The organism is Brevundimonas nasdae (assembly GCF_016654005.1).
In the GTDB taxonomy this organism is placed as follows: Bacteria; Pseudomonadota; Alphaproteobacteria; order Caulobacterales; family Caulobacteraceae; genus Brevundimonas; species Brevundimonas nasdae.
The window spans coordinates 402,831-426,293 of the sequence record NZ_JAEPWN010000002.1 but is presented as its reverse complement, the minus strand read 5'-3'; the positions used below and the strand labels follow the sequence as shown (position 1 = coordinate 426,293).

Genomic DNA, 23,463 nt, shown 5'->3' with positions numbered 1-23,463 from the left:
ATGAGCACATGAGCGATCAGGATTTCGAAGAGGACGGCGGCGGGTTCGACGCCGACGACTGGAGCCGGCTGAAGCCGTTCACGGGCGCGGTGGCGACGCTGGACGATGTGCAGGCGCGCCGGGCGGTGTTCGCCCTGGGCGAGACGGACGATCCGCGCGTGATCGACATGGACCTGCCCCAGCCGGTGATCTGGTGGGAGGAGGACGGCGAACAGGCGGCGGTCATCGTCCAGGCCGAGACCCATCTGGGCAATGACGGCGAGGAGATGCAGGTGCTGGGCCTGATCCTGCCGGATGGGGAGGGGGCCGTAGCCCTGATGGAGGACGTCGATCTGGTCGATGACACCGACCCGACCTGGCGCGACCTGGTGACCCGGGCCATCGATCCGTCGGCGGCCGACGAGGACTAGCCGAAAAGCTCCAACTGAGGCCGGGCCTCGGGCGGGACGCGGAACTGGGTTTCGTCCAGCAGGGGGCGGGGCGTGTCCAGACCATAGCGTTTGATCGCAGCCTTGAAGCGAGCGGCGATCAGGTCGGCGACGGGGCCTGAGCCCTTCATCCGCTGCGAGAAGTCGGGGTCATAGTCGCGGCCCCCGCGCGTCTGGCGGACCAGTGACATGACGCGGGCGGCGCGGTCGGGCCGGGCGTCGGCCAGCCATTCGCGGAACAGATCCTTGATCTCCAGCGGCAGGCGCAGGGTGACATACATGGCCGAGGTCGCCCCGGCCTTGGCGGCGGCCTCAAGCACAGACTCCAGCTCATGATCGTTGAGGCCGGGAATGACGGGGGCGAACCCGACCCCGACCGGACAGCCTGCGTCGGCCAGCTTGCGGATCGCCTCCAGCCGTTTGGCGGGGGTTGAGGCGCGCGGCTCCATCGTTCGGGCCAGACTGCGGTCCAGGGTGGTGATGGAGACCATGGCGGAGGCCAGTCCCTGTTTGCCCATCGGTCCCAGAATGTCGGCGTCGCGCCCGATCAGCACCGACTTGGTGATGATGGTGAAGGGATGGTTGTAGCGCCGCATGACCTCAAGGATCGAGCGGGTGGATTTCAGTGTCCGCTCAACCGGCTGATAGGGGTCGGTGTTGCCGCCTATGTGGATTCGCTTGCATCGATATTTGGGTGCGAGGAACGCCTGTTCCAGCAGACCTGCGGCCTCGGGCTTGAAGAAGATCCGGCTCTCGAAATCCAGGCCCGGGGATAGGCCCATCCAGGCATGGGACGGACGGGCGTAACAGTAGATGCAGCCATGTTCGCAACCTTTGTACGGGTTGATGGAGCGGTCGAAGCCAATGTCCGGACTGTCGTTCCGGGCGATGATGGTACGCGCGTGTTCGGGGGTGAGGACGGTGCGCAACGGCGCGGGCGCGGCGTCGTCGCCGGTCCAGCCGTCGTCGAAGGCCTCGGACTGATTTGTCTCGTAGCGGCCGGTCGCATTCGAACGCGCGCCTCTTCCCTTTGCGGCTTCCATGTCCTGACGATGGAACGAGTTTCAGAACAAATCAAGAACATTCTAGACGTGCAGAGGCGAGCCCTCCGGGCGAGGATGACGGGTTGTGGTGTGTGCGTTGTTTGCTTTCGTCATTCCGAGTCGTCGCTGCGCCCTGAATGACGAAAGAAGCGAAGCGACACCGATCTTTCCGCCGCCGCACGTTGATTCGACGGTGCGCCCATCAGTCTCAAACTGTGCCCCGTTTTTGCCGCGCTGCACCTAAGGTTTTTCGCAGCTTCCGACCGACTAAAGCGCGGGTTTCGGCATAAAATCTCGTTTCAAGTCAAAAAAAGACGGGAAGATCGAAATTTTTTAGCTATGCAGCACGCCGAACGGCGTCGGCTCCCCCTGACGCCGCCAGCCCTACGGAGTGTGACTTGACCCAGATCGACGAAAAGCTGGAGCCCATCCTGGCGGAAGTGCTGCGCCGGAACGCGGGCGAAGCCGAGTTCCATCAGGCGGTGCGCGAAGTGCTGGAAAGCCTGGGCCGGGTCGTCGCCAAACATCCGAACTATGCCGACGACGCCCTGATCGAACGCATCTGCGAGCCGGAACGCCAGATCATCTTCCGCGTGCCGTGGGTCGATGACGCCAACCAGGTGCAGATCAACCGCGGCTTCCGGGTGCAGTTCAACTCGGGCCTGGGTCCGTACAAGGGCGGCATCCGCTTCCACCCGTCGGTGAACCTGGGGATCATCAAGTTCCTGGGCTTTGAGCAGATCTTCAAGAACGCCCTGACCGGCCTGCCGATCGGCGGCGGCAAGGGCGGATCGGACTTCAATCCGCGTGGCCGTTCGGACGGCGAGATCATGCGCTTCTGCCAGTCCTTCATGACCGAGCTGTACCGCCACCTGGGCGAATACACCGACGTGCCCGCTGGCGACATCGGCGTTGGCGCACGCGAGATTGGCTTCATGTTCGGTCAGTACAAGCGCCTGACCAACCGCTATGAGGCCGGCGTCCTGACCGGCAAGGGTCTGGTCTATGGCGGATCGCGCGCCCGCACCGAGGCGACCGGCTATGGCACGGTCTATTTCGTCGAGCGTATGCTGGGCACCAAGGGGATCGCGATGGAGGGCAAGCGCGCCATCGTCTCCGGCTCGGGCAACGTGGCCATCTATGCGATCGAGAAGGTCCAGGCGTTCGGCGGCACGGTCGTCGCCTGCTCGGACTCCAACGGCTATATTGTCGATGAGAACGGCGTCGATCTGGACCTGGTCAAGCAGATCAAGGAACAGTCGCGCGGTCGGATTTCCGAATACGTGACCTTGCGCGGCGCGGGCGCCCACTATGTCGAGGGCGGCTCCATCTGGGACGTGCCGGGCGACATCGCCCTGCCTTGCGCCACCCAGAACGAGCTGACCGGCCACGACGCCCGGCAACTGGTGGCCAACGGCGTGCTGGCGGTGGGCGAGGGGGCGAACATGCCCTGCACGCCGGAAGCCGTGCGCATTTTCCAGGAAGCGGGCGTCATGTTCGCGCCGGGCAAGGCCGCCAACGCCGGCGGCGTCGCCACCTCGGCCCTGGAGATGCAGCAGAACGCCTCGCGCGACAGCTGGAGCTTTGAGGACACCGAGGCGCGTCTGGCGGGCATCATGCATTCGATCCACGACCGCTGCGCCGAGACGGCGGACGAATACGGCGTGCCGGGCGACTATGTGCTGGGCGCCAACATCACCGGCTTCGTGCGGGTGGCCGAGGCCATGCGCGCCTTCGGCGTGATCTGATGAAAAGACGGACGGCGGTGCGTCATGGCGCCGCCGTCCTTGCCCAGTCTGCCGGGCTGATTTGACGGCATGATTTTATCCGGGCAATTCGGAGCCTCGAACGAGGAGCCGAACATGATCCCCACTTTCGACATGCAGTGCGCGGCCTTTGCCGGCCAGCGCCTGATCGCCGAAGGCCGGCCGCAGGAGGTGCTGGCTGCAGTCAAGGCGGCGACGGACGCAGGCGAGGACGTGCTGGTCTTCGACCTGGCGAGCGGTCATGCCGTCGAGTTCGATCTGCGCGGCGATCTGGAGACGGCGTTGGCGCGGCTGCCTGGCGCGGCGCCTGAGCCCAAGAAGGGGCCGGGGCGGCCCCGGCTGGGGGTGACGGCGAGGGAGGTGACCCTGCTGCCGCGTCACTGGGACTGGCTGGCCGGTCAGCCGGGCGGCGCCTCGTCGGCCCTACGCAAGATGGTCGAGGCGGCGATGCGCGAGGCCGAGGGGCCGGATCGGGCGCGCCGCGCGCAAGAGGCGGCCTATCGGTTCATGACCGCGCTGGCGGGCGACCTGGCCAACTATGAAGAGGCTGTGCGGATGTTGTTCGCAGGCGACCGCACCGGGTTTGAGGCCGCGACAGTCGACTGGCCCCAGGGCGTGCGCGAGACAGCGCGGGGCTTGGCGGAGCCCAGCTGGGCGGTCAGGCCGCCAGAGGCTGTCTGAAGCTCTGCTGCACCACGCGGTGGAGGTCGTCGATCTCTATGGGCTTGCGCAGAACCCCGTCGGCCCCCGCCTGCATGTAGCGGGCGACGTCGTCCTCGAACACATTGGCCGTCAGCATATGGACCAGGGCGCGGGGGCGACCAGCGGCGGCCTCGGTCGCGCGGATGGCGGTCAGGGCCGTGATGCCGTCCATGACGGGCATCATCGCATCCATCAGCACCAGGTCGAATGAGGCTTCGGACAGGGCGTCCAGCGCCTCCTTGCCGTTCTCGACAAAGGCCAGGTTGATGTCGAACGGCTCCAGCAGCAGGGCCAGCAGCTTGCGGTTGGCGGGGTGGTCCTCGGCGATCAGGATGGACGGGCGGTCGTCCGCAGGCAGGTTTGCGGACCGGTGCGGCGCCGGGGGCAGGTCGATCTCGACAGGCAGGGGGACGGCGTGGACCGTCGCGCGCTCCGCCGTGAAGCCGAACCAGAAGACGGCGCCGTGCGGCTGGGCGGCGCGGACGCCCAGATCGCCGCCCAGGGCCAGGACGCTGGCGCGGCAGATGGCCAGCCCCAGACCTGCGCCGCCGACGGCGCGCCCGGCGTCAAGCTGCTCGAACGGCTGGAAGATGCGCTCGCGCTGGTCTTGCGGCACGCCCGGACCCTGATCGTGAACCTCGAAGCTCAGGGCGACGGCGCCGTCCGATGCGGGCTGGGCCTGTGCGACGATGCGGATCACGCCGTTCGGCGTCAGCTTCAGCGCGTTGGACAGGAAGTTGATGATCACCTGTTCGACCTTGGCCACGTCCGTTTGGACGACGAAGTCCTCGGGGCGGCCCAGCAGCTCCAGCTCCAGCGACAGGTTCAACTCCTCGACGCGGGCGCCCCAGACGCGGACGATGGCCGTCAGGGTCTGGGCCAGATCGGCGGGCGCCATCTGGACCTCGGACTGGCCGGATTCGATCTTTGAGATGTCCAGCGCGCCATTCAGCAGCCGTAGCAGCATGCCGCCCGCATCCGCCATGTCGTCGATCATGCCCGCCTCCGCCGAGGGCAGGCGGCGGCGTTTCAGAACCTCGGCCAGACCCAGGACGACGTTCAGGGGCGTGCGGACCTCGTGGCTGATCATGGCCAGAAAACGGGACTTGGCCTGATTGGCGCGCTCGGCGGCGGCGCGGTCGATCTCGGACTGGGACAGGGCGGCCTGAAGCTGCTGCGACTGTTCGGACATCTCCAGCATCAGCCGGACGGTCTCGCGGTCGGTGCGCCACTGGCGCCAGGCGGCGCTGACGACGCCGAGCGTCAGCATCAGGACCGGCATCTGCAGGGTGGCGCTGACGCCGGGTTCGATGAAGGTGATCCAGAAGATGGCGGCCATGGGGGGAACCACGGCGGCGGCGAAGCTGAGGCGGCTGGCGTGGGCCTGCAGGGCGCCGACCATCAGCACGCCCGAGATCAGCAGGATCAGGTGGATATGAAGGTCTGGCAGCAAACGCCAAGCGGCCAGCACGAACAGGCTGTTGTGCACCGCCAGCGCCAGGGTGATCGCCTCGGTCCAGCGCTTGAGCCTGAGACCGCCGCCCGGCGCATCCGGCTGCGCCAGACTGCGCCGGGTCACACGCCACAGCATGACATAGAGCGGCCCTTGCACGGCGAAGAAGCCGATGCCCCAGACCCAGCCGCTGAGCCATACGGTCAGAAAGATGACTGCAGCGACCGACGCCAGCCGCACTGGAAACAAGTCTCTGTACCGCTCCGCGTAGGCGCGAACGTACTCAGTGCTGTCAATCATGAACCAGGCCCCACTCGAACAGTGTCGTAGGGCGGGAGTCCTTAAAGAGCGATCAATCGCGGTGTGATGTTGAAGGTGAGGTGACAGGTTGTCCTGCGTAACGTTATGCGTTATATTCGCCCTCTATGATCCGCAGTTTCCGTGATCGCGAGACGGAAAAGGTCTGGACCGGCCAGCGGTCGCGGCGGCTGCCTGCTGATATTCAGGACGCGGCGTTGCGAAAGCTGCGTGCGCTGGACGCCGCCGAGGTTGTCGACGACCTGCGTCTTCCGCCCGGCAACCGGCTTGAGGCGCTGTCGGGCGATCGCAAGGGGCAGCACTCGATACGGATCAATCAACAATGGCGGATTTGTTTCCGCTGGAGTTCAGGAGGTTGCGACGATGTTGAAATCTGCGACGACCATTGACCGTCAGGACGGCCGTTCGGACGATTGGCTGAAAAACCCGACGCCCGGCGATGTGCTGTTGGAGGATTTCCTCAAGCCGTTGGGCATGAGCCAGACCGCTCTGGCCAAATCCATCGGCGTGCCGCCGCGCCGGATCAACGAGATCGTTCTGGGCAAGCGCGCCGTCACGGCGGACACCGACCTGCGCCTGACGCGCTATTGGGGGCTGAGCGAAGGGTATTTTCTGCGGCTGCAGAACAGCTATGACCTGATGGAGCAGCGCCGGAAGATGGGCGATGCGCTGGAGATGATTACGCCGAGGGCAGCGTAATTTCTGTTGGATCAACTTCGCCTTCGTGAGACGCGAGAGCAATTCTTGCGGGTAGGCCGAAGGCCACTTCAAAAAACAGCTTTAAGAACTCGACATGCTCAATCGCTCGATCAATTTCGGCATCTAAATCGTGAACAGCATCAGAACCTTCTTCCCATAGGCTTTGAGCCCATGCCGCGATCGAAGTTGTAATAATGCCGCGCGACAGGAGTTTGTTGATGCGAGTTCGTCGCCCTCCATCTGATTCACCTAGGTTCTTTAGTGCAACATCTAGGCAAGCGCGGGCGCCGCTCATAATACCCGCAGGGTTTCGTTTATTTATCGCGTCTTCTTGTATGAAAACAAAAGCATTCCGGATTTTTGAAGGGAGGTTTTTGTCGTGGGTAATGTCAGACTTATTTTTGGGGAATGTCGTTACCGAAGTGTCGTAAAGCGATCTGTCTACTTCGGCCGATGAAGTTGACTTTAATATTCTATCTATAGTTCCGGCTGACTTGGATTGTATTTTAAGTCCAAATGAAATTTTGCAATTGGGGCAAACGGCGGCGGCTGCAGCTATTGAAGCGGATGTAGTGGAGGTCTCGACTCGTAAGGTAAAGTTATTTGGCATTGACCACATCGCCAAAGGTGCTGTGACATCCATACGTTCTATATGGCTGCAGTTTGGGCACCGTAGACGAATTGGGATGTTGGCCATCACCCCACCTTCACCCGCGTCGCCGCTTCGGGCAGGTCTTCGCCGAAGGCGCGCTGGTAGAACTCCGCGATGGTGGGGCGTTCCAGTTCGTCGCACTTGTTCAGGAAGGTCAGGCGGAAGGACAGGGCCACGTCGCCGCCGAAGATGATGGCGTTCTGGGCCCAAGTGATGACCGTGCGCGGCGACATGACGGTGGAGATGTCGCCGTTCATGAAGGCGTTGCGGGTCATGTCGGCGACGCGGACCATGGCGGCGATGCGGCGCTTGCCCTCGGCGTCCGACCACTCGGGCACCTTTGCGGCGACGATCTCGGCCTCGACGTCGTGGTCGAGGTAGTTCAGCGTCGTGACGATGTTCCAGCGGTCCAGCTGGGCCTGATTGATCTGTTGCGCGCCGTGATACAGGCCCGTGGTGTCGCCCAGACCGATGGTGTTGGTCGTGGCGAAGAGGCGGAAATGCTTGTTGGGGCGGATGACGCGGTTCTGGTCCAGCAGGGTCAGGCGACCCTGCGCCTCCAGCACGCGCTGGATCACGAACATGACGTCCGGGCGGCCCGCATCATATTCATCGAAGACCAGGGCGACGGGGCGTTGCAGCGACCAGGGCAGGATGCCCTCGCGGAACTCGGTGATCTGCTTGCCGTCCTTCAGGACGATGGCGTCCTTGCCGATCAGGTCGATGCGGCTGACGTGGCTGTCCAGGTTCACGCGCACCAGCGGCCAGTTCAGGCGGGCGGCGACCTGTTCGATATGGGTCGACTTGCCGGTGCCGTGATAGCCCTGGACCATGACGCGGCGGTCAAAGGCGAAGCCTGCGGCGATGGCGATGGTCGTCTGGGGATCGAAGCGATAGGCCTCGTCGATCTCGGGCACATGGCTGTCGCGCTCGTTGAAGCACGGCACGGTCATGTCGCTGTCCACGCCGAACGCTTCGCGAAGCGTCACGCGGCGGTGGGGTTCAAGCGTCAGCAGCGGATCGGGGGAGGCGTCGAGCGGCGAGGTCATGGCCCCCGATTAGCGCAGTGGGATCGGGTGGTCGAGGCCCATGCCGACACGAAGCGCACGGTTGATCAAACCGGGGAAACGCGTGGCGATGGGCGGCAGGGTTCGCTTGGCCGTATTGGCGAGGAAACCGTCGTCCGTGACGAACCGGGTGATGGCGCGGATGGTCTTTACGACGGCGGCGTCGGCGGGACGGCGCAGGCGGTCATAGTCGTCGATGCGGCTGGTTTCGCCATTCAGGAAGTCCGCCGCGCAGGCTGAGAAGACCCAGGCGTCCTCTATGCCCAGGTTCATGCCGCGTCCGCCGATGGGGGAATGAATATGGGCGGCGTCTCCGCCCAGAGCGATCCGACCGACGGACAGCCGATCTGCGATGCGGTGCGACACCGTGAAATCGCTGCGCCAGCGGATTTCACCCAACCGCCAATGCCTGGGGATGCTGTCGATCAGCGGCTGGCCGAAGGTGAACAGCCGCACGGTCTTGCCCGCATAGGGCAGGCAGATGAAGGCGCGGCCGACGCCGAAATTGACCCAGACCTGATCCGTGGGCGGCCCCTCGATCTCTGCATCCATCAGATGCCAGGCCTGGGACGCGCTGTCGCCGGGGAAGCTGATGTTCAGGGCGTGGCGGGTGACGGAATGGGCGCCGTCGGCGGCGAACAACAGCGGGGCGGTCAGCGCCTCTCCATCCGCCAAGACGGCGGTGACGGCGTCGTCGGTCCGGCGGAGGTCGGTCAGGACGCGCCCGCGTTCGACGGCGACACCCAGAGCAGACAGAGCCGCGATCAGGTGCGCCTCCGACCGGGCCTGGGGCAGGATGGTCATGGGATAGGCCGACCCCATCCGGCTCCAGTCCGGCGTGACGGTCGCAAGCGGTCGGCCGTCGTAGAACAGGCGGATGCCATCGACCCTGTTGCCCTCGGCGACCATGGCGGCGGCGACGCCGCTGTCTGTCAGAAGTTCAAGGGTGCGCGGGCTGACGGCGAGCGCGCGGGAGGTGGCGTGCGGCGCGGCGTCTGCGTCCAGAATGCGCACGGAGACGCCGCGACGGGTCAGGAAGAGGGCGGCGGCCAGTCCCACGGGACCGGCCCCTATGATCAGCACTGGCGGCATGGCGGGCCTCCGCTCTTCCTGAGGGGCGTGTCAGACCGCCGTCAGCTTCACATCGACATTGCCGCGCGTGGCGTTGGAGTAGGGGCAGACCTGGTGCGCCTTCTGGATCAGGTCGTCGATGACCGCCTGCTCCAGACCGTGATCCGAGATCTCCAGTTCGACATCCAGGTTGAAGCCTTCGCCCCGGGTGTTCTTGCCGAAGCCGACGCCTGCGGTGACCTTGGTGTCAGGGCCGACGGGCGTACCCGCCTTGCCGCTGACCAGACGCAGGGCGCCCAGGTAGCAGGCCGCGTAGCCGGTGGCGAAAAGCTGTTCCGGGTTGGTCCCGTCGCCGCCCTTGCCGCCCATTTCCTTGGGGGTGGACAGTTTTACGTCGATCTTGCCGTCGTCGGTCGCCGAACGGCCGTCTTCGCGGCCGCCGCCGGATGCAGTGGCGTGGGCGCGGTACAGAACTTCCATGGTCTGGCTCCTATCAATGGGAATGACTGAGATGGGCGTCTAACGACCCAGCGGAAGGGGCGTTGCAAACAAGGCGCGGCGCGGGCTCTAGCGGAATGGCCCCGACGCGGGCTAAAGCAGGCTTTCGAGACGCGTCGTCGGAGTACGAAGTGAAGATTGCGGAACGCTGGTTCGTATGGGCGGGCATGGTCTTGTTGGGCGGCATCGCCCTGGCGGGGCTGGTTGTCGCCGTCTATGCGGCGTGGCTGTTCCACGACCTGCCGGATGCGTCGGAGCTGGCGGACTATACGCCGCCGACCGCCACGCGGGTCTATGCCGGCGACGGCACCCTGATCGGCGAGTTTTCAGACGAGCGGCGGATTTTCGTCTCCTACGACCAGATCCCGGCGACGGTGGTTCACGCCTTCCTGGCGGCGGAAGACAGCAACTTCTTCCAGCATGGCGGCATCGACGTGGGCGGCATCGGCCGGGCCTCGATCAAGAACGTCTTCAACCTGGCGTCCGGTCGGCGGCTTGAGGGCGGATCGACCATCACCCAGCAGGTGGCCAAGAACGTCCTGCTGACCAACGAATCCAGCCTTAACCGCAAGCTGAAGGAAGCCATCCTGGCCAGCCGCCTGGAGGCCAGCCTGTCCAAGGAGCGGATCCTTGAGCTGTATCTGAACGAAATCTTCCTGGGCTATCGGTCGTACGGCATCGCCTCGGCGGCCTATAACTATTTCGGCAAGTCGCTGAACCAGCTGACGCCGGACGAGGCGGCCTTCCTGGCGTCGCTGCCCAAGGGGCCGAACAACTATCATCCCAAGCGTCACCCCGAAGCGGCCTTGGGCCGTCGCAACTGGGTGCTGGGCGAAATGGGCCAGAGCGGCTGGCTGACCCCGGCGCAGGTCGCCGAGGCGCGCGCTCGGCCCCTGACGACCCAGGATGCGCCCAAGCGGGCCGAATATCAGGACGCCGACTTCTTTGTTGAAGAGGCCCGTCGTCAGGCCGCCGCCAATCCCAAGTTCGGCGAGCAACTGCGCGCGGGCGGCTTCTATATGCGCACGACGCTGGACCCGACGCTGCAGACGGCGGCGCGCGAGGCCCTGATGCAGGGGCTGGAGAACTATGACCGCCGCCACGGCTGGCGCGGGGGATGGGGCACTACCGACTTCGCCGACGGCTGGCAGGCCGCCGCGCTGAAGGAGCAGGCGCCGCCCGAACGCCGCACCTGGGAAGCCGCCGCCATCGAGAGCGTCAGCGGCAACAGCGTGCGCATTATCACGGCCAAGGGTAATGAGACGGGTAATCTGATCCCCGGCGACGCCGCCTGGGCCAACGCCAATCGCCAGCTTCGTCGCGGCGAATTGATCTTCGTCGAGAAGAAGGGCAGCCAGTTCGCCCTGAAACAGGTGCCGCGCGTCAACGGCGCCCTGGTGGCGGTCGAGCCCCAGTCGGGCCGGGTGCTGGCGATGGTCGGCGGCTATTCCTATGCGCTGTCCAGCTTCAACCGCGCGACCCAGGCCAAGCGCCAGCCGGGTTCGGCGTTCAAGCCCTTCGTCTACGCGACCGCGCTGGAGGGTGACTTCAGCCCGGCGTCGATCGTGCTGGATGCGCCGATCAGCTTTGCGGGCGGTCCGAACGGCCAGCGCTGGACGCCTGAAAACTACAGCCGCCAGTATTATGGCCCGCAGACCCTGCGGCGCGGGCTGGAGCTGTCGCGCAACGTCATGACCGTGCGTCTGGCCTCGACGGTCGGCATGAATAAGATCGTGGCCCTGTCGGACAAGATGGGCATTCCCGGCCTGACGCCGAACCTGTCGGTGTCGCTGGGCGCGGGCGAGGTGACGCCGCTGGAGATCACCACGGCCTACGCCGCCTTCGCCAACGGCGGGCGCCGGGTGAACCCCTATCTGATCGACTACGTTCAGGACCGTCACGGCGAGACGATCTTCCGCGCCGACGACCGCACCTGCCGCGAATGCGGCCGCGGCTTCTCGGGCCAGGAATCGCCGCGCCTGCAACCGCGTGGAACCCAGGTCATCGACCCCATCACCGCCTATCAGATGAGTTCGATGCTGGAAGGCGTGGTCCAGCGCGGCACCGCCGCCAGCGCGCGCGGCCTGGGCCGCTGGGTCGCGGGCAAGACGGGCACCACCAACGAGTATCGCTCTGCCTGGTTCGTCGGCTTCACGACCGACATCGTGGTCGGTGTCTTCATCGGCTTTGACGACAACCGTTCGCTGGGGTCCGGGGAAGCGGGCGCCTCGGCGGCTGTGCCGGTGTTCACCCAGTTCATGCAGACGGCGCTGAAAGAGCGTCCGGCGCGTCCGTTCGTGCGGCCCAAGAATGCGATCTTCCGCGTGGTGAACGGCATTGAGGAAGCCTTCCGTCCTGGCACAGAGCGTCAGGCCCCGGCGGTCGAGGCGCCGACCGCGCCGGTCGGTCCGCAGAATTACAACGACGTCATCCGGCGCGAACAGGAGGCGCGCACCAACGCGGGTGCCTCGGCCCCGCCGCCGACCCAGGCCGCCCCGCCGCCCATTCCTCAACGCCGCGAACCGGCCGAGGACTTGAGCGGATTGTATTGAGGCCTTAGGTAGGGATTTCGAACGGCGCGTCTTCGGGCGCGCCGTTTTCGTTCTTTGTCGCCCTGTCGCACAGACCTCAGGGCTTTTTCTGTCGCTGGAGATTGCGATGAGACCGGATGTCGAGGCCATGAAGGCCGACATCGAGCAGAGCGTCGCTCTGCTCAGGAGGCGTCTTTGACTGGGATGTCGCTCTAAGGAAGCTCGATGAGCTGAACGCGCGGGTCGAAGACCCGACGCTGTGGGACAAACCGGACGAGGCCCAGGCCGTCAGCCGCGAACGCTCGCAGCTGGAAGGCAAGATCAACACCGTCAAGGCGATGGAGCAGGACCTTGAAGACGGGGTCATGCTGGCCGAAATGGCGGACGAGGAAGGTGACGAAAGCGCGCTGGAGGACGCCCGCGAATCCCTGCGCGGCATCAAGGAGCGCGCGGCCCGCGCCGAACTGGAAGCCCTGCTGTCCGGCGAGGCTGATTCCAACGACGCCTATCTGGAAGTGAACTCCGGCGCAGGCGGCACCGAGTCCAACGACTGGGCCGGAATGCTGCTGCGGATGTATTCGCGCTGGGCCAAGGCGCACGGTTATGAGGTCACCATCGAGGCCCACGAAGAGGGTGAACAGGCGGGCGTGAAGTCGGCCACCATCCTGATCGAAGGGCCCAACGCCTATGGCTGGCTGAAGTCGGAATCGGGCGTGCACCGTCTGGTCCGCATCAGCCCCTATGATGCGGCGGCCAAGCGGCACACCAGCTTCGCCTCCATCGGGGTGTCGCCGGTCGTGGACGACACGATCGAGATCGACATCAATCCGTCGGACGTGCGCACCGACACATATCGCGCCTCGGGCGCAGGCGGTCAGCACATCAACAAGACGGACTCGGCGGTGCGCCTGACCCACACCCCGACCAATACGGTCGTGGCCTGCCAGGCGGGCCGGTCGCAGCACCAGAACCGGGAAATGGCCTGGAAGATGCTGCGGGCGCGCCTGTACGAACTGGAGCTGCAGAAGCGTGAAGCGGCGGCCCAGGCTCTGGCCGACGCCAAGACCGACATCGGCTGGGGCCACCAGATCCGATCCTATGTCCTGCAGCCGTACCAGATGGTGAAGGACCTGCGCACCGAGGTCGAAACCTCGGACACCCAAGGGGTTCTGGACGGCGATCTGGACCAGTTCATGGGGGCGGCCCTGGCGGCGCGTGTTGGCGAGACGCGCGGCTCCAGCGTCGATTGATCGACGTACAGGCTGAACGAAAAAAGAGGCGGCTCGGAAACGGGCCGCCTCTTTCAATTCGCGCGCCGGATGGCGGCCTATTCAGCGGGAACGGGCGCTGGCGTGTTCTGGGCGGCGGGCGTAGTCAGGACGGGCGTAACCACGGGGCCAGATGGGGGGCCAGACGCGGGCGCTGGGGTTGGGGCAGCGACTGTAGCCGGTCGCTGAGCCTGGGTGACACGGCCTTGAAAGTAGGCGCCGACGTCGATCGACAGCTGTTCCGCCGTGATGTCGCCTTCCAGATGGGCGGTGGACACCAGCTTGACCTGCTTGCCCTTGACGCCGCCCAGAACACGACCCCGCACCTCGATGGCGTCGGCGGCGATGCTTCCCTCGACCTGGCCGGTCTCACCGACGATCAGATGGGCGACGCGCACATCGCCCTTGACCTGACCGTCGATCTGGAGATCGCCGCCGCCGGTGATCTGGCCTTCGAAGACCAGGTCGGCGGACAGGGTGGACAGGCTGCGCGGCGACGCCTCGGCGACCTCTGCGCTGGGCGGCGGCGGCATGTCGGGCAGGGGCGGGATCACCGTCGGGCCGGGACGAAAGGCGCGGTCGCTGGCGGGTTTGCTAGTCTTGTTGAACAAGTTGATCTCCTGCTCTGAGGAAGCGTGCGGGATTCTGGGGACGGCCGTTAAGCCAGACTTCGTAGTGAAGATGGACGCCTGTTGAGCGCCCGGTGGTGCCCATGGCGCCCAGCCGCTGGGCCAGGGCGACGGGCTGGCCGGTTTCGACGCCCAGGGTGTTCAGATGGGCGTAGCGGGTCTTGACGCCGTTGCCGTGGTCGATCTCGACCGTATTGCCATAGCCTGAGCGCACACCGGCGAAGGATACGACGCCCGGCGCGGTCGAATAGACCGGCGTGTTCAGCCCGTCGGCGAAATCCTGGCCCTCGTGGATGGCGGGGCGGCCGTCGAATGGGTCGATGCGCACGCCGAAGCCGGATGTGGTGCGCGAGCCCGTGGGGCGGTTGAAGGGCAGCGTGTCTGCGGCCTGGGTCAGGTTGCGCAGGTTGTGCAGGGACCGGGCGGCGTAACGGATTCGCACGGCGAACGGTTCGTCCACATCCAGAATGGCGGCCAGGGCGCGGGGATCGCGCGCCTCGATCAGGGGGCCGCCCAGAGCCTGATTGGCGTCGGGCGTATAGGCGGCGGGGTTCAGGCCGGCCAGGCGAAAGGCCAGGCGCAGGCGCTCGCCGCGCGTCTGGGCGAAGGTTTCGGCGCGGTCCAGCAACCGTTCCTGATCCATGCGGACGGCGATGAGGCGTTGGATCGGATTGGCGCTGGTCGAGGGCGGCGCCGGGGCCAGCGCCTCAGCCGCGCCTTCGACGCCGTTGAGGTTCTGCATCACCAGGGTCAGGGCCGCGTGACGCCGCTCTATCAGGTCCAGCGACTGCTCCATGCCGCCGCTGGAGGCGGACATTCGCGCCACAGCGCTTTCCAGACGGGCCTGAAGGTCGGCGTTCAGCCGCTCTGACGCCGCACGCGCCTGCATCACCTGGGCGTCGGCGCGCTGAGCGCTGATCAGATTGAAGATGAAGCCGCCGGAAGCGATCGCCAACCAGATCAGGCCCGCTAGAGCCGCAACGCCGATGAGAATCTGGCGCCGAGTGGTCAGCGCCCAGGCGCGGATGTCGTCATGGGTGCGCAGATAGAGATAGCGAATAGGCAGCCGTCGCTCGACAAACGACCCCTGCTGCGGCTGTTCCGTCTCTTGCATGTGCAACGCCCCCACGTTGAGAGGCGCAGTTATTCAGGCAAACGTGACAGCTGCAATATGGTTTGCGCGCCGCACAGGCGGAAACCGGCGTCGGCGGGCCGTTCCGGGGCGTAATTCTTCTGATCGACAGCCAGAGAAACTGTCGCCTGACCTGTTCCGACGCAGATGTCAGGCCAGGGTGCGGGCGGCGTCTAAAACGGCCTGGGCGTGGCCTGCGACCTTCACATTGCGCCAGACGCGGGCGACCTTGCCCTCGGCGTCGATCAGGAAGCTGGCGCGCTCGATGCCCATGTATTCGCGGCCGTACAACTTCTTCTGCACCCACACGCCCCAGGCCTCGCAGGCCGCGCCGTCCTCGTCAGAGGCCAGGATCAGGTTCAGGTCGTGCTTGGCTTTGAACCTGTCGTGCTTCTTCACCGTGTCCTTGGACACGCCAATGACGGACACGCCCAGGGCGGCGAAATCAGCGGCCAGGGCGGTGAAGTCCAAGGCCTCGCGCGTGCAGCCGGTCGTGTCGTCCTTGGGGTAGAAATAGACCACGGCAGGCTTGCCTTTGAGGGCAGCAAGCGAAACCTGCCCACCGTTGTCGGCGGGCAGGTCCAGGGCAGGGGCGGACTGTCCTTCGGTTGCAGCCATCAGACGGGCTTCACCAGAACGATCTTCTTCTTGCCCGCCGCCAGTTTGATGAGCCCGTCCGTGACATCGGCTTCGGTCAGAAGCTGGGCGCCGTCGGCGATGGCGACGTCGTTCAGGCGAAGGCCGCCGCCTTGGGCCAGACGCCGGGCCTCGCCGTTGGAGGCGGTCAGGCCGGCCTTGGTGACGACCGCGGCGATCATGGCGCCGAAGACTTCGGACGCAGGCAGTTCAACGGTCGGCAGGTCGGCGGACAGCTTGCCCTGTTCGAAGGCGGTTTCAGCGGCCGCGCGCGCGGTGGCGGCGGCCTCTGCGCCGTGCAGCAGGGTGGTGGCGGCGTCGGCCAGGGCCTTTTTGGCGTCGTTGATCTGGGCGCCTTCCAGCGCTTCGAAGACGGCGATCTCTTCCAGCGTCAGATCAGTGAACAGGCGCATGAAGCGACCGACGTCGGCGTCCTCTGCGTTGCGCCAGAACTGCCAGTAGTCATAGGGGCTGAGCTGTTCGGCGTTCAGCCAGATCGCACCCTGCGCCGTCTTGCCCATCTTGCCGCCCGAGGCGGTGGTCAGCAGCGGTGTAGTCAGGCCGAAGGCGGCCTTCTGGTCCACGCGTCGCACCAGATCGACGCCGGAGGTGATGTTGCCCCACTGGTCCGATCCGCCCATCTGCAGGGTGACCTTCAGGCTGCGGTTCAGCTCAAGGAAGTCGACCGACTGCATCAGCATGTAGTTGAACTCGAGGAAGGTCATCGGCTGCTCACGCTCAAGGCGCAGCTTGACCGAGTCGAAGCTCAGCATCCGGTTGACGGTGAAGTGCGTGCCGAAGTCGCGCAGGAACTGGACATAGCCGTAGCCCGACAGCCAGTCGTCGTTGTTGACCATGACCGCATCGGTCGGGCCGTCGCCGAAGGTCAGGAACTTGGAGAAGACGGTCTTGATCGTGTCGATGTTCGACTGGATCGTTTCTTCGGTCAGTTGCGGACGCGAGGCGTCCTTGCCGGTCGGGTCGCCGACCTTGGTCGTGCCGCCGCCCATCAGGACGATCGGCTTGCCGCCCGCCTGCTGAAGCCGACGCAGCATCATGATCTGGATCAGGCTGCCGACGTGCAACGACGGCGCCGTCGCATCAAAGCCGATATAGCCCGCCACCACGCCGTTCGCCGCCGCTTCGTCGAGTTCGACGGGGTGGGTCACTTGATGGATATACCCGCGCGCCTGGAGGGTGCGGAGGAATTCGGACTTGAAGGCAGGCTCGGTCATGGTCGATTACATGTAGGAGAGGGAGCGGTCGTGTAGCACGCTCGACGAGCGGAGCGAATGAAGATGGCCGGCCAAATCAGAAATCCCGCAGCCCTGCGCCTGTTGATCGGCTGGGCGGTGGTCGCGGTGGTGATCTTCGGCGGGCTGGCGGCGGCTGGGTTTTTGCCGCCTCACCCCGGGTTCGGACAGGTGTTCATGCCGGCGGCCGCGGCGGTCCTGCTGCAGGGCGTCGTGGCCCTGATGGCGGCCAAACGCGGGCGGGCCAGGCTGGGCTGGATCATCCTTCTGGCCCCGCCGCTGGCCATGCTGGTGATCGTGATTCTGTTCGTGGCCCTGTTCGCCTTCGGCGTCAGCTGAGGTTCTTGCCCCGGTCATGATGTCGCAGTCGGCGCACATCGGGGCTGGATAGGGGGCGGGCCGCGTGGCAGTCAGGCGGCATGAGCACAGCCGCCGCCACCTTGACGCCGCACGCCGCATCCCAGGCGAACGTGATCCGCAAGATCACAGTCGAACTGAACCGCACAGATCCCAAGCATCTGCATCTGCGGTATCTGCTGGAGGGCGATATCGCGCGCTTGTTTGTGCCGCGAGACGATGAGCCGATCCGCACGGACGAGCTGTGGAGACGGACCTGCTGCGAAGTCTTTGTGCGGGCCGAAACGGGCGAGCGGTATTACGAATATAATCTGGCGCCCTCGACGCGCTGGGCGGCCTATCGCTTCAACGGCTATCGCAACGAGATGGCCGATGTCGAAGTGGCGAGGCCGGTGATTTCGACCGAGGTCGAGGACTGGGGGTTCGTGCTGAGCGCCGATCTGGACATGGACCAACTGCCCCATCTGCCCGGCGATGCAGCGTGGCTGATTTCTTTGTCGGTGGTGGTCGAGGACCTGGACGGGAACGTCGCCTGGTGGGCGCTGACGCATCCGTCGCTTGAGCCGGATTTCCACAATCGCGCGTCGTTTGTCCTGACCCTGCCAGAAGCCGGAGCATCGGCATGAATTTCGGTCTCGACCGCCTGCTGTCCGATGACGCCCTGCGGGCTGAGCTGAAGGGGCGGCGCGTGGCGCTGCTGGCGCATCCGGCGTCTGTGACAAAGGACCTGACCCACGCCATCGACGCCCTGGCCGCCTGTCCCGAGATCAGGCTGAGCGCCGCCTTTGGACCTCAGCACGGCATGAAGGGCGACCTGCAGGACAATATGATGGAGAGCCCGGATTATCGCGATCCGGTCCACAACATTCCTGTGTTCAGCCTGTATGGCGAGGTGCGCAAGCCCCGCGACGAGTGGATGGAGACGTTCGACGTCATCCTGATCGACCTGCAGGACCTGGGCTGTCGCATCTACACCTTCATCACGACCCTGCTTTACGTGCTGGAGGCGGCCGAGAAGCACGGCAAGACGGTGTGGGTTCTGGATCGGCCCAATCCGGCCGGACGGCCGGTCGAGGGGCTGACGCTGCTGCCCGGATACGAAAGCTTTGTCGGTGCGGGGCCCATGCCGATGCGACACGGCATGACCATGGGCGAACTGGGCCTGTGGTTCGTCGATCACTTCAAACTGGACGTCGACTATCGCGTGATCGCGATGCAGGGCTGGGCGCCGGTGCAGGGGCCGGGTTTCGGCTGGCCGCTGGGCGAACGGTCGTGGGTCAACCCCAGCCCCAATGCGCCGAACCTGTCGATGGCGCGGGCCTATGCCGGGACAGTGATGCTGGAGGGGGCGACCCTGTCGGAAGGGCGCGGCACGACGCGGCCGCTGGAATTGTTCGGGGCGCCGGACATCGACGCGCGGGCGGTGATCGCAGAGATGCAGTCGCTAGCGCCTGAATGGCTGGAGGGCTGTACCTTACGGGACATGTGGTTCGAGCCGACCTTCCATAAGCACGTCGGCAAGCTGTGCAGCGGGGTGCAGATTCACGTCGATCAGCCGTCCTATGACCATGCCGCGTTCAAGCCGTGGCGGGTGCAGTCGCTGGGCTTCAAGGCGATCCGGCGGCTCTATCCCGACTATGATCTGTGGCGGGACTTCCCCTACGAATATGCGTTCGGCAAGCTGCCCATCGACGTCATCAACGGCGGCCCCGGCCTGCGGGAATGGGTGGACTCAGCGACGGCGACGCCTGCCGATCTGGATGCCGCAGCACTGCCGGATGAGGCGGCGTGGAAAGAGACGCGCAGGCCGTTCCTGCTGTACTAGGGCTATAAGTAAAATCTATTGATCATTAGAAAATAAGTGATTGGGCTTATTTGGTGCGGTGCGGTAGGTAGCGAGTCTCCTAACCACCCAGCCGATGGATTTCACATGGCCCTCATCAACACGACGATCAAACCCTTCGCGGCGACCGCTTACAAGGAAGGCAAGTTCGTCGACATCACCGACGCCGACGTAAAGGGCAAATGGGCCATCTTCTTCTTCTATCCGGCCGACTTCACCTTCGTCTGCCCGACCGAGCTGGAAGACCTGGCTGACTCCTATTCGACCCTGCAGGGCCTGGGCGTGGAAGTCTTCTCGGTCTCGACCGACACCCACTTCAGCCACAAGGCCTGGCACGACACCTCGCCCGCCATCGGCAAGATCAACTACTACATGGTCGGCGACCAGTCGGGCACGATCACCAACAACTTCGACGTCATGCGTCCGGGCGTCGGCCTGGCCGACCGCGCGACCTTCCTGGTCGATCCGGAAGGCGTGATCCAGTTCATGGAGATCACGTCGGAAGGCGTGGGCCGTAACGCCGCCGAACTGCTGCGCAAGGTCAAGGCTGCTCAGTACGTCGCCGCTCACCCCGGCGAAGTCTGCCCGGCCAAGTGGGAAGAAGGCGAAGCCACTCTGGCGCCGTCGCTCGACCTCGTCGGCAAGATCTAAGCACTAAGCCTATCTGGGTCCGGCCTCGCGCCGGACCCAACCGGCCCGTGATCGGGGCCGCATGATCCCGCGACCGCCTCGCCGTGACGGCTTGCAGGCGTCGCATCCTTCCCAACCGATTTCGAGGAGCCCGCCATGCTGGACGCCAATCTGAAAACTCAGCTCGAGGGCTACCTCAAGAACATCGTCCACACGGTCGAACTGGTCGCCTCGCTAGGCGCCGGGCCGAAGTCGCAGGAACTGAAGGCCCTGCTGGAAGACATCGTCTCGGTCTCGCATGGCAAGGTCGAGATGGGCCGCGACTATGACGACGGGCGCCAGCCCAGCTTCCTGATCCGCCGCAAGGGCACGGACATCGGCGTGCGGTTCGCGGGCATACCGCTGGGCCACGAGTTCACCTCTCTGGTGCTGGCCCTGCTGCATGTCGGCGGCCACCCGTCCAAGGCCGCGCAGGATGTGATCCAGCAGGTCAAGGACCTGGAAGGCGACTATGTCTTCGAGACCTATTTCTCGCTGTCCTGCCAGAACTGCCCTGACGTGGTGCAGGCGCTGAACCTGATGAGCGTGCTGAACCCGCGCATCAAGCACGTCGCCATCGAAGGCGGCCTGTTCAAGGACGAGGTGGACGCGCGCAAGGTCATGGCCGTGCCGACCGTCTTCCTGAACGGAGAGTTGTTCGGTCAGGGGCGGATGGAGCTGGAGCAGATCGTCGCCAAGATCGACAGCGGCGCTGAGAAGCGCGCGGCCGAGAAGATCAAGGCTAAGGACCCCTTCGACGTTCTGATCATCGGCGGCGGACCCGCTGGCGCCGCCGCGGCCATCTACACCGCGCGCAAGGGCATCCGCACCGGCATCGCCGCCGAGCGTTTCGGTGGCCAGGTGCTGGACACCATGGCGATCGAGAACTTCATCTCTGTGCCCCATACCGAAGGGCCGAAGCTGGCGGCTCATCTGGAACAGCATGTCCGCGAGTACGAGGTGGACATCATGAACCTGCAGAAGGCGGCCAAGCTGGTGCCGTCCAAGGTTCCGGGCGGCCTGCATGAGGTGGTGCTTGAGAACGGCGCGTCGCTGAAGTCGCGCACGGTGATCCTGTCGACGGGCGCGCGTTGGCGCCAGATGAACGTGCCGGGCGAGGACCAGTACAAGAACAAGGGCGTGGCCTATTGCCCGCACTGCGACGGGCCGCTGTTCAAGGGCAAGCGCGTGGCGGTGATCGGCGGCGGCAACTCCGGCGTCGAGGCGGCCATCGACCTGGCGGGCATCGTCGCCCATGTGACCCTGATCGAGTACGACAGCGAACTGCGGGCTGATGCGGTGCTGCAGCGCAAGCTGGCGACCCTGCCGAACGTGCGCATCGTCACCTCGGCCCTGACGACCGAAGTGCACGGCGACGGCGAGAAGGTGACGGGCCTGTCCTACAAGGACCGCAACTCGGACGCCCAGCATGACGTCGACCTGGAAGGCGTCTTCGTCCAGATCGGCCTGGTGCCGAACACGGAATGGCTGCACGGCGCGGTCGCCCTGACCACGCGCGGCGAGATCGAGGTCGATCATCGCGGCGAAACCAGCCAGCCGGGCGTCTTCGCGGCGGGCGACGTGACGACTGTCCCTTACAAGCAGATCGTCATCGCCATGGGCGAGGGCTCCAAGGCGGGGCTGTCGGCCTTCGACTACATGATCCGCACCGAACCGGCCGTCGAGGCTGTCGAGGCGGCCTGAGGCCTAGTCGGGCCGTGCGAAACGGTTTCGCACGGTCCGAAAGATTTCGACCCCGATGGCCCAGGCCAGGGTGACGACGAAATAGACCCAGCGCAGCGTCAGTACGATCAACAGCGGCGCCGCCCACAGCACGGCCCAGATGTTGTAGGGCAGGTCGGAGTGGGTGACGGCGGCCAGAATTAGCGCGATCACGAACATCGGCAGGGTCAGCAGCAGATAGTTAAAGACCGTGATCTTGCGCCGCAGCCTGGCCCATGGCCGGTTGGGTGTGGTTTCGGTCATTGCGCGCTCAGGCCGTCGGCTTGATGAGAGCATACATATGGCTGGGGCCCGCGACTTCGCCCAGTTGAGGGCGCGCCTCCCAGTTGGCCAGGGTGGCCTCAAGATGCAGCCCGGCTTTGCGCAGAACGGCAGCAGACCCGAGGTTGCCCGGATGGCATGTCGCCCAGACGCGATAGATGTCGGGCTGGGCGATGGTCCATGCGACGACAGCAGACGCCGCCTCTGAGGCGAAACCCTGGCCCCAGAAGGCGTCGCCGAAGATATAGCCGATGCTGGCCTGAGGCGGCGACAGCTTCAGCTCCACATTGCCCAGCATCCGCCCTGAGGCCGTCTCTATGACGGCCCACGGAAATGCGGCGCCGGATCGCCAGCAGTCCTGACAGCGCACGGCGAACGCGAGGCTGTCCGCGACGTGCTGATGCGTCTTGAAGGGCATGAAATGGGTTGCCCGCGCACTGCCCGCATAGGTGTGGAAAATCGCATCGGCGTCAGACCGAACAATGGGACGAAGACGCAACCGCTCCGTTTGGATTTCGTCTGGCGCGCGCATTCGATGATGATGCGCTTTGGAAGCGTCTGTCCGCAACGTCTCAGAAGCGCCGGGCGACCCCGACGCCGAACTCCACATCCGGGCTGTCGTTGTTCAGGCCGAAGTTGAGGCCGAAGTCGATCTGGGCGTCGGGCAGGGACGGGGGCGTCCAGACGGCGGTCAGGTCGAAGGTGGACTGGGTGACGGCGTCGATGGGATCGTCGTCATGGCTGAACCAGACCTCTGCGCCCAGGTTCCATAGGCCGAAGCCGCGCCCGACGCCCGCGACCATCGTATAGGCGGCGTGGCGGCCGTCACCGTCACTGTTGGAGACCCAGTCGAACTCTGGCGTCAGGCTGAGGCTCCAGTCGTCGTTCAGAGGGATGGAGACGGGCAGGAGGACTCCGCCTTCGAAGCCGTCTGCACGGATGGCGCGGGCCCCGGTCGGGGCGGTGACGAAGCCGGAGAGGGCGACCGACAGGCCGGAACCGTCAGGGTTCTTCAGTGAATGACGCAGGCCGATGCTGAGGTCGCCGATGCCTTCCGCCGTATCACGCGCGCCGGTCGCCCGGTCAGTCGTGCGCTCGCGATTCCAGGTCGTGACGCCCAGTTGCAGCTCGGTCAGGCTGGTCAGGCCATAGCGGATGAACAGGTCGCCTGCGTCCCAGGTTTCGGTTTTGGTCGTCGCATCGCTTTGAAGCGCGCCGTCGAACAGGCCCAGTTCGACCTGCCAGCGACCTTGATCGAGGACGCAACTCGGCGTGCCCTTGCCGGGGCGATCGGCGCAGAAATCGCGCAAAGGGGCGTCTTGTTGAGCCGATGCAGGCGAACTGGCCAGATTCAGCGCGGACGCCGCCAGAATCGAAACCAGAAGCAGGTGTGTCGCCATCACACAGGGTGATCACGTCGAACCCTGATATTGCAAGCGTCGCC

Annotated in this window: 25 protein-coding genes; 12 read left to right on the top strand and 13 right to left on the bottom strand. The window is 65.3% G+C overall.

Translation table 11 applies throughout. From position 1 onward, the window contains the following. Nucleotides 1–8 precede the first annotated feature (8 nt). Nucleotides 9–410 (top strand): hypothetical protein, encoded by a 402-nt coding sequence (locus tag JKF87_RS05360; RefSeq protein WP_201098015.1) that lies wholly within the window; start codon nucleotides 9–11, stop codon nucleotides 408–410. Here JKF87_RS05360 and JKF87_RS05355 read toward each other — a convergent pair. Beyond that, nucleotides 407–1,471, bottom strand: a complete 1,065-nt coding sequence (locus JKF87_RS05355) for a PA0069 family radical SAM protein (RefSeq protein ID WP_201098013.1) — start codon at nucleotides 1,469–1,471, stop codon at nucleotides 407–409. The genes JKF87_RS05360 and JKF87_RS05355 overlap by 4 nt on opposite strands. A gap of 398 nt (nucleotides 1,472–1,869) precedes the next feature. On the opposite strand from JKF87_RS05355, the gene gdhA reads away from it, so the two are divergent. Both gdhA and JKF87_RS05345 read left to right on the top strand, forming a co-directional pair. Continuing rightward, entirely contained in the window at nucleotides 1,870–3,219 is a 1,350-nt protein-coding gene (gene gdhA / locus JKF87_RS05350) for an NADP-specific glutamate dehydrogenase (RefSeq protein ID WP_201098011.1), read from the top strand. A 114-nt stretch (nucleotides 3,220–3,333) separates the two neighbouring features. Beyond that, the gene (locus tag JKF87_RS05345; protein WP_236261119.1) at nucleotides 3,334–3,918 is read left to right on the top strand and encodes a DUF2239 family protein; all 585 of its coding nucleotides are present in this window, start codon (nucleotides 3,334–3,336) and stop codon (nucleotides 3,916–3,918) included. On the opposite strand, the gene JKF87_RS05340 is transcribed toward JKF87_RS05345, so the two are convergent. Further along, nucleotides 3,896–5,692, bottom strand: a complete 1,797-nt coding sequence (locus JKF87_RS05340; protein ID WP_201098009.1) for a response regulator — start codon at nucleotides 5,690–5,692, stop codon at nucleotides 3,896–3,898. The two genes, JKF87_RS05345 and JKF87_RS05340, sit on opposite strands and share 23 nt — an antisense overlap. A gap of 125 nt (nucleotides 5,693–5,817) precedes the next feature. On the opposite strand from JKF87_RS05340, the gene JKF87_RS05335 reads away from it, so the two are divergent. Next, nucleotides 5,818–6,099 (top strand): type II toxin-antitoxin system RelE/ParE family toxin, encoded by a 282-nt coding sequence (locus tag JKF87_RS05335; RefSeq protein WP_201098007.1) that lies wholly within the window; start codon nucleotides 5,818–5,820, stop codon nucleotides 6,097–6,099. Then, a complete protein-coding gene (locus JKF87_RS05330) occupies nucleotides 6,074–6,409 on the top strand; it encodes a HigA family addiction module antitoxin (RefSeq protein WP_201098005.1) in 336 nt (111 codons plus the stop codon). Before JKF87_RS05335 ends, JKF87_RS05330 begins: the two co-directional genes overlap by 26 nt. On the opposite strand, the gene JKF87_RS05325 is transcribed toward JKF87_RS05330, so the two are convergent. Genes JKF87_RS05325 through JKF87_RS05310 form a run of 4 tightly spaced genes read right to left on the bottom strand, consistent with a single transcriptional unit; the run spans nucleotide 6,390 to nucleotide 9,679 of the window. Further along, complete coding sequence (locus JKF87_RS05325) at nucleotides 6,390–7,106, bottom strand: DUF4145 domain-containing protein (RefSeq protein ID WP_201098003.1); 717 nt, start codon at nucleotides 7,104–7,106, stop codon at nucleotides 6,390–6,392. The two genes, JKF87_RS05330 and JKF87_RS05325, sit on opposite strands and share 20 nt — an antisense overlap. Further along, a complete protein-coding gene (cobS, locus tag JKF87_RS05320; RefSeq protein WP_201098001.1) occupies nucleotides 7,106–8,110 on the bottom strand; it encodes a cobaltochelatase subunit CobS in 1,005 nt (334 codons plus the stop codon). The genes JKF87_RS05325 and cobS overlap by 1 nt, the downstream gene beginning before the upstream one ends. A 9-nt stretch (nucleotides 8,111–8,119) precedes the next feature. Beyond that, nucleotides 8,120–9,220, bottom strand: coding sequence for an FAD-dependent oxidoreductase (locus JKF87_RS05315; protein ID WP_201097999.1), 1,101 nt, complete (start codon nucleotides 9,218–9,220; stop codon nucleotides 8,120–8,122). A 30-nt stretch (nucleotides 9,221–9,250) separates the two neighbouring features. Then, nucleotides 9,251–9,679 (bottom strand): organic hydroperoxide resistance protein, encoded by a 429-nt coding sequence (locus JKF87_RS05310; protein WP_201097997.1) that lies wholly within the window; start codon nucleotides 9,677–9,679, stop codon nucleotides 9,251–9,253. A gap of 95 nt (nucleotides 9,680–9,774) precedes the next feature. Between JKF87_RS05310 and JKF87_RS05305 the strand changes: the two genes are divergently transcribed. Together JKF87_RS05305 and prfB are read left to right on the top strand one after the other, a co-directional pair. Then, on the top strand, nucleotides 9,775–12,249 hold the full coding sequence (locus JKF87_RS05305) for a PBP1A family penicillin-binding protein (RefSeq protein WP_201097995.1): 2,475 nt from the start codon (nucleotides 9,775–9,777) through the stop codon (nucleotides 12,247–12,249). Between the two features lie 106 nt (nucleotides 12,250–12,355). Then, nucleotides 12,356–13,478, top strand: a protein-coding gene (gene prfB, locus JKF87_RS05300; protein ID WP_201097993.1) for a peptide chain release factor 2 whose coding sequence is annotated in 2 segments (ribosomal slippage) — nucleotides 12,356–12,424 and nucleotides 12,426–13,478 — 1,122 coding nt in all. Because the reading frame shifts where the segments join, the coding sequence is not laid out codon by codon here. Nucleotides 13,479–13,555: 77 nt separating this feature from the next. Here prfB and JKF87_RS05295 read toward each other — a convergent pair. The 4 genes from JKF87_RS05295 to tyrS form a co-directional block, all read right to left on the bottom strand. Beyond that, entirely contained in the window at nucleotides 13,556–14,107 is a 552-nt protein-coding gene (locus JKF87_RS05295) for a bactofilin family protein (protein ID WP_236261118.1), read from the bottom strand. Further along, a complete protein-coding gene (locus tag JKF87_RS05290) occupies nucleotides 14,091–15,239 on the bottom strand; it encodes a M23 family metallopeptidase (RefSeq protein ID WP_201097991.1) in 1,149 nt (382 codons plus the stop codon). Before JKF87_RS05290 ends, JKF87_RS05295 begins: the two co-directional genes overlap by 17 nt. Nucleotides 15,240–15,407: 168 nt before the next feature. Next, nucleotides 15,408–15,875: a thioredoxin-dependent thiol peroxidase gene (gene bcp, locus JKF87_RS05285; RefSeq protein ID WP_201097989.1), complete on the bottom strand. Its 468-nt coding sequence runs from the start codon at nucleotides 15,873–15,875 to the stop codon at nucleotides 15,408–15,410. After that, the gene (gene tyrS / locus JKF87_RS05280) at nucleotides 15,875–17,128 is read right to left on the bottom strand and encodes a tyrosine--tRNA ligase (protein ID WP_201097987.1); all 1,254 of its coding nucleotides are present in this window, start codon (nucleotides 17,126–17,128) and stop codon (nucleotides 15,875–15,877) included. Before tyrS ends, bcp begins: the two co-directional genes overlap by 1 nt. Nucleotides 17,129–17,191: 63 nt before the next feature. On the opposite strand from tyrS, the gene JKF87_RS05275 reads away from it, so the two are divergent. From JKF87_RS05275 to ahpF, 5 genes are all read left to right on the top strand, one after another. After that, the gene (locus JKF87_RS05275) at nucleotides 17,192–17,485 is read left to right on the top strand and encodes a hypothetical protein (protein ID WP_201097985.1); all 294 of its coding nucleotides are present in this window, start codon (nucleotides 17,192–17,194) and stop codon (nucleotides 17,483–17,485) included. Between the two features lie 80 nt (nucleotides 17,486–17,565). Next, nucleotides 17,566–18,129 carry a DOMON-like domain-containing protein gene (locus tag JKF87_RS05270; RefSeq protein WP_201097983.1) on the top strand — a complete coding sequence of 188 codons (564 nt, stop codon included), beginning with the start codon at nucleotides 17,566–17,568 and terminating at the stop codon, nucleotides 18,127–18,129. Next, nucleotides 18,126–19,328, top strand: coding sequence for an exo-beta-N-acetylmuramidase NamZ family protein (locus JKF87_RS05265; protein ID WP_201097981.1), 1,203 nt, complete (start codon nucleotides 18,126–18,128; stop codon nucleotides 19,326–19,328). Before JKF87_RS05270 ends, JKF87_RS05265 begins: the two co-directional genes overlap by 4 nt. A gap of 105 nt (nucleotides 19,329–19,433) precedes the next feature. Further along, nucleotides 19,434–19,997: an alkyl hydroperoxide reductase subunit C gene (gene ahpC, locus JKF87_RS05260; RefSeq protein ID WP_201097979.1), complete on the top strand. Its 564-nt coding sequence runs from the start codon at nucleotides 19,434–19,436 to the stop codon at nucleotides 19,995–19,997. Between the two features lie 135 nt (nucleotides 19,998–20,132). Beyond that, on the top strand, nucleotides 20,133–21,719 hold the full coding sequence (ahpF, locus tag JKF87_RS05255) for an alkyl hydroperoxide reductase subunit F (RefSeq protein WP_201097978.1): 1,587 nt from the start codon (nucleotides 20,133–20,135) through the stop codon (nucleotides 21,717–21,719). Between the two features lie 3 nt (nucleotides 21,720–21,722). On the opposite strand, the gene JKF87_RS05250 is transcribed toward ahpF, so the two are convergent. The 3 genes from JKF87_RS05250 to JKF87_RS05240 all read right to left on the bottom strand — a co-directional run bounded on the left by JKF87_RS05250 (nucleotide 21,723) and on the right by JKF87_RS05240 (nucleotide 23,419). Then, entirely contained in the window at nucleotides 21,723–22,001 is a 279-nt protein-coding gene (locus JKF87_RS05250) for a hypothetical protein (RefSeq protein WP_201097976.1), read from the bottom strand. Between the two features lie 7 nt (nucleotides 22,002–22,008). After that, complete coding sequence (locus JKF87_RS05245) at nucleotides 22,009–22,518, bottom strand: GNAT family N-acetyltransferase (protein WP_201097974.1); 510 nt, start codon at nucleotides 22,516–22,518, stop codon at nucleotides 22,009–22,011. A 73-nt stretch (nucleotides 22,519–22,591) separates the two neighbouring features. Then, a complete protein-coding gene (locus JKF87_RS05240) occupies nucleotides 22,592–23,419 on the bottom strand; it encodes a transporter (RefSeq protein ID WP_201097972.1) in 828 nt (275 codons plus the stop codon). Nucleotides 23,420–23,463 lie beyond the last annotated feature (44 nt).

What these genes read in the sequence shown, in the direction of transcription:
- JKF87_RS05290 (WP_201097991.1), bottom strand. Translation starts at nt 15,239, where the DNA reads ATGCAAGAGACGGAACAGCCGCAGCAGGGGTCGTTTGTCGAGCGACGG.
- JKF87_RS05325 (WP_201098003.1), bottom strand. Translation starts at nt 7,106, where the DNA reads ATGGCCAACATCCCAATTCGTCTACGGTGCCCAAACTGCAGCCATATA.
- cobS (WP_201098001.1), bottom strand. Translation starts at nt 8,110, where the DNA reads ATGACCTCGCCGCTCGACGCCTCCCCCGATCCGCTGCTGACGCTTGAA.
- JKF87_RS05360 (WP_201098015.1), top strand. Translation starts at nt 9, where the DNA reads ATGAGCGATCAGGATTTCGAAGAGGACGGCGGCGGGTTCGACGCCGAC.
- tyrS (WP_201097987.1), bottom strand. Translation starts at nt 17,128, where the DNA reads ATGACCGAGCCTGCCTTCAAGTCCGAATTCCTCCGCACCCTCCAGGCG.
- JKF87_RS05345 (WP_236261119.1), top strand. Translation starts at nt 3,334, where the DNA reads ATGATCCCCACTTTCGACATGCAGTGCGCGGCCTTTGCCGGCCAGCGC.
- JKF87_RS05305 (WP_201097995.1), top strand. Translation starts at nt 9,775, where the DNA reads ATGGCCCCGACGCGGGCTAAAGCAGGCTTTCGAGACGCGTCGTCGGAG.
- JKF87_RS05310 (WP_201097997.1), bottom strand. Translation starts at nt 9,679, where the DNA reads ATGGAAGTTCTGTACCGCGCCCACGCCACTGCATCCGGCGGCGGCCGC.
- JKF87_RS05330 (WP_201098005.1), top strand. Translation starts at nt 6,074, where the DNA reads ATGTTGAAATCTGCGACGACCATTGACCGTCAGGACGGCCGTTCGGAC.
- JKF87_RS05335 (WP_201098007.1), top strand. Translation starts at nt 5,818, where the DNA reads ATGATCCGCAGTTTCCGTGATCGCGAGACGGAAAAGGTCTGGACCGGC.
- JKF87_RS05265 (WP_201097981.1), top strand. Translation starts at nt 18,126, where the DNA reads ATGAATTTCGGTCTCGACCGCCTGCTGTCCGATGACGCCCTGCGGGCT.
- JKF87_RS05275 (WP_201097985.1), top strand. Translation starts at nt 17,192, where the DNA reads ATGGCCGGCCAAATCAGAAATCCCGCAGCCCTGCGCCTGTTGATCGGC.
- JKF87_RS05315 (WP_201097999.1), bottom strand. Translation starts at nt 9,220, where the DNA reads ATGCCGCCAGTGCTGATCATAGGGGCCGGTCCCGTGGGACTGGCCGCC.
- ahpC (WP_201097979.1), top strand. Translation starts at nt 19,434, where the DNA reads ATGGCCCTCATCAACACGACGATCAAACCCTTCGCGGCGACCGCTTAC.
- JKF87_RS05340 (WP_201098009.1), bottom strand. Translation starts at nt 5,692, where the DNA reads ATGATTGACAGCACTGAGTACGTTCGCGCCTACGCGGAGCGGTACAGA.
- JKF87_RS05240 (WP_201097972.1), bottom strand. Translation starts at nt 23,419, where the DNA reads ATGGCGACACACCTGCTTCTGGTTTCGATTCTGGCGGCGTCCGCGCTG.
- JKF87_RS05250 (WP_201097976.1), bottom strand. Translation starts at nt 22,001, where the DNA reads ATGACCGAAACCACACCCAACCGGCCATGGGCCAGGCTGCGGCGCAAG.
- ahpF (WP_201097978.1), top strand. Translation starts at nt 20,133, where the DNA reads ATGCTGGACGCCAATCTGAAAACTCAGCTCGAGGGCTACCTCAAGAAC.
- JKF87_RS05270 (WP_201097983.1), top strand. Translation starts at nt 17,566, where the DNA reads ATGAGCACAGCCGCCGCCACCTTGACGCCGCACGCCGCATCCCAGGCG.
- JKF87_RS05355 (WP_201098013.1), bottom strand. Translation starts at nt 1,471, where the DNA reads ATGGAAGCCGCAAAGGGAAGAGGCGCGCGTTCGAATGCGACCGGCCGC.
- bcp (WP_201097989.1), bottom strand. Translation starts at nt 15,875, where the DNA reads ATGGCTGCAACCGAAGGACAGTCCGCCCCTGCCCTGGACCTGCCCGCC.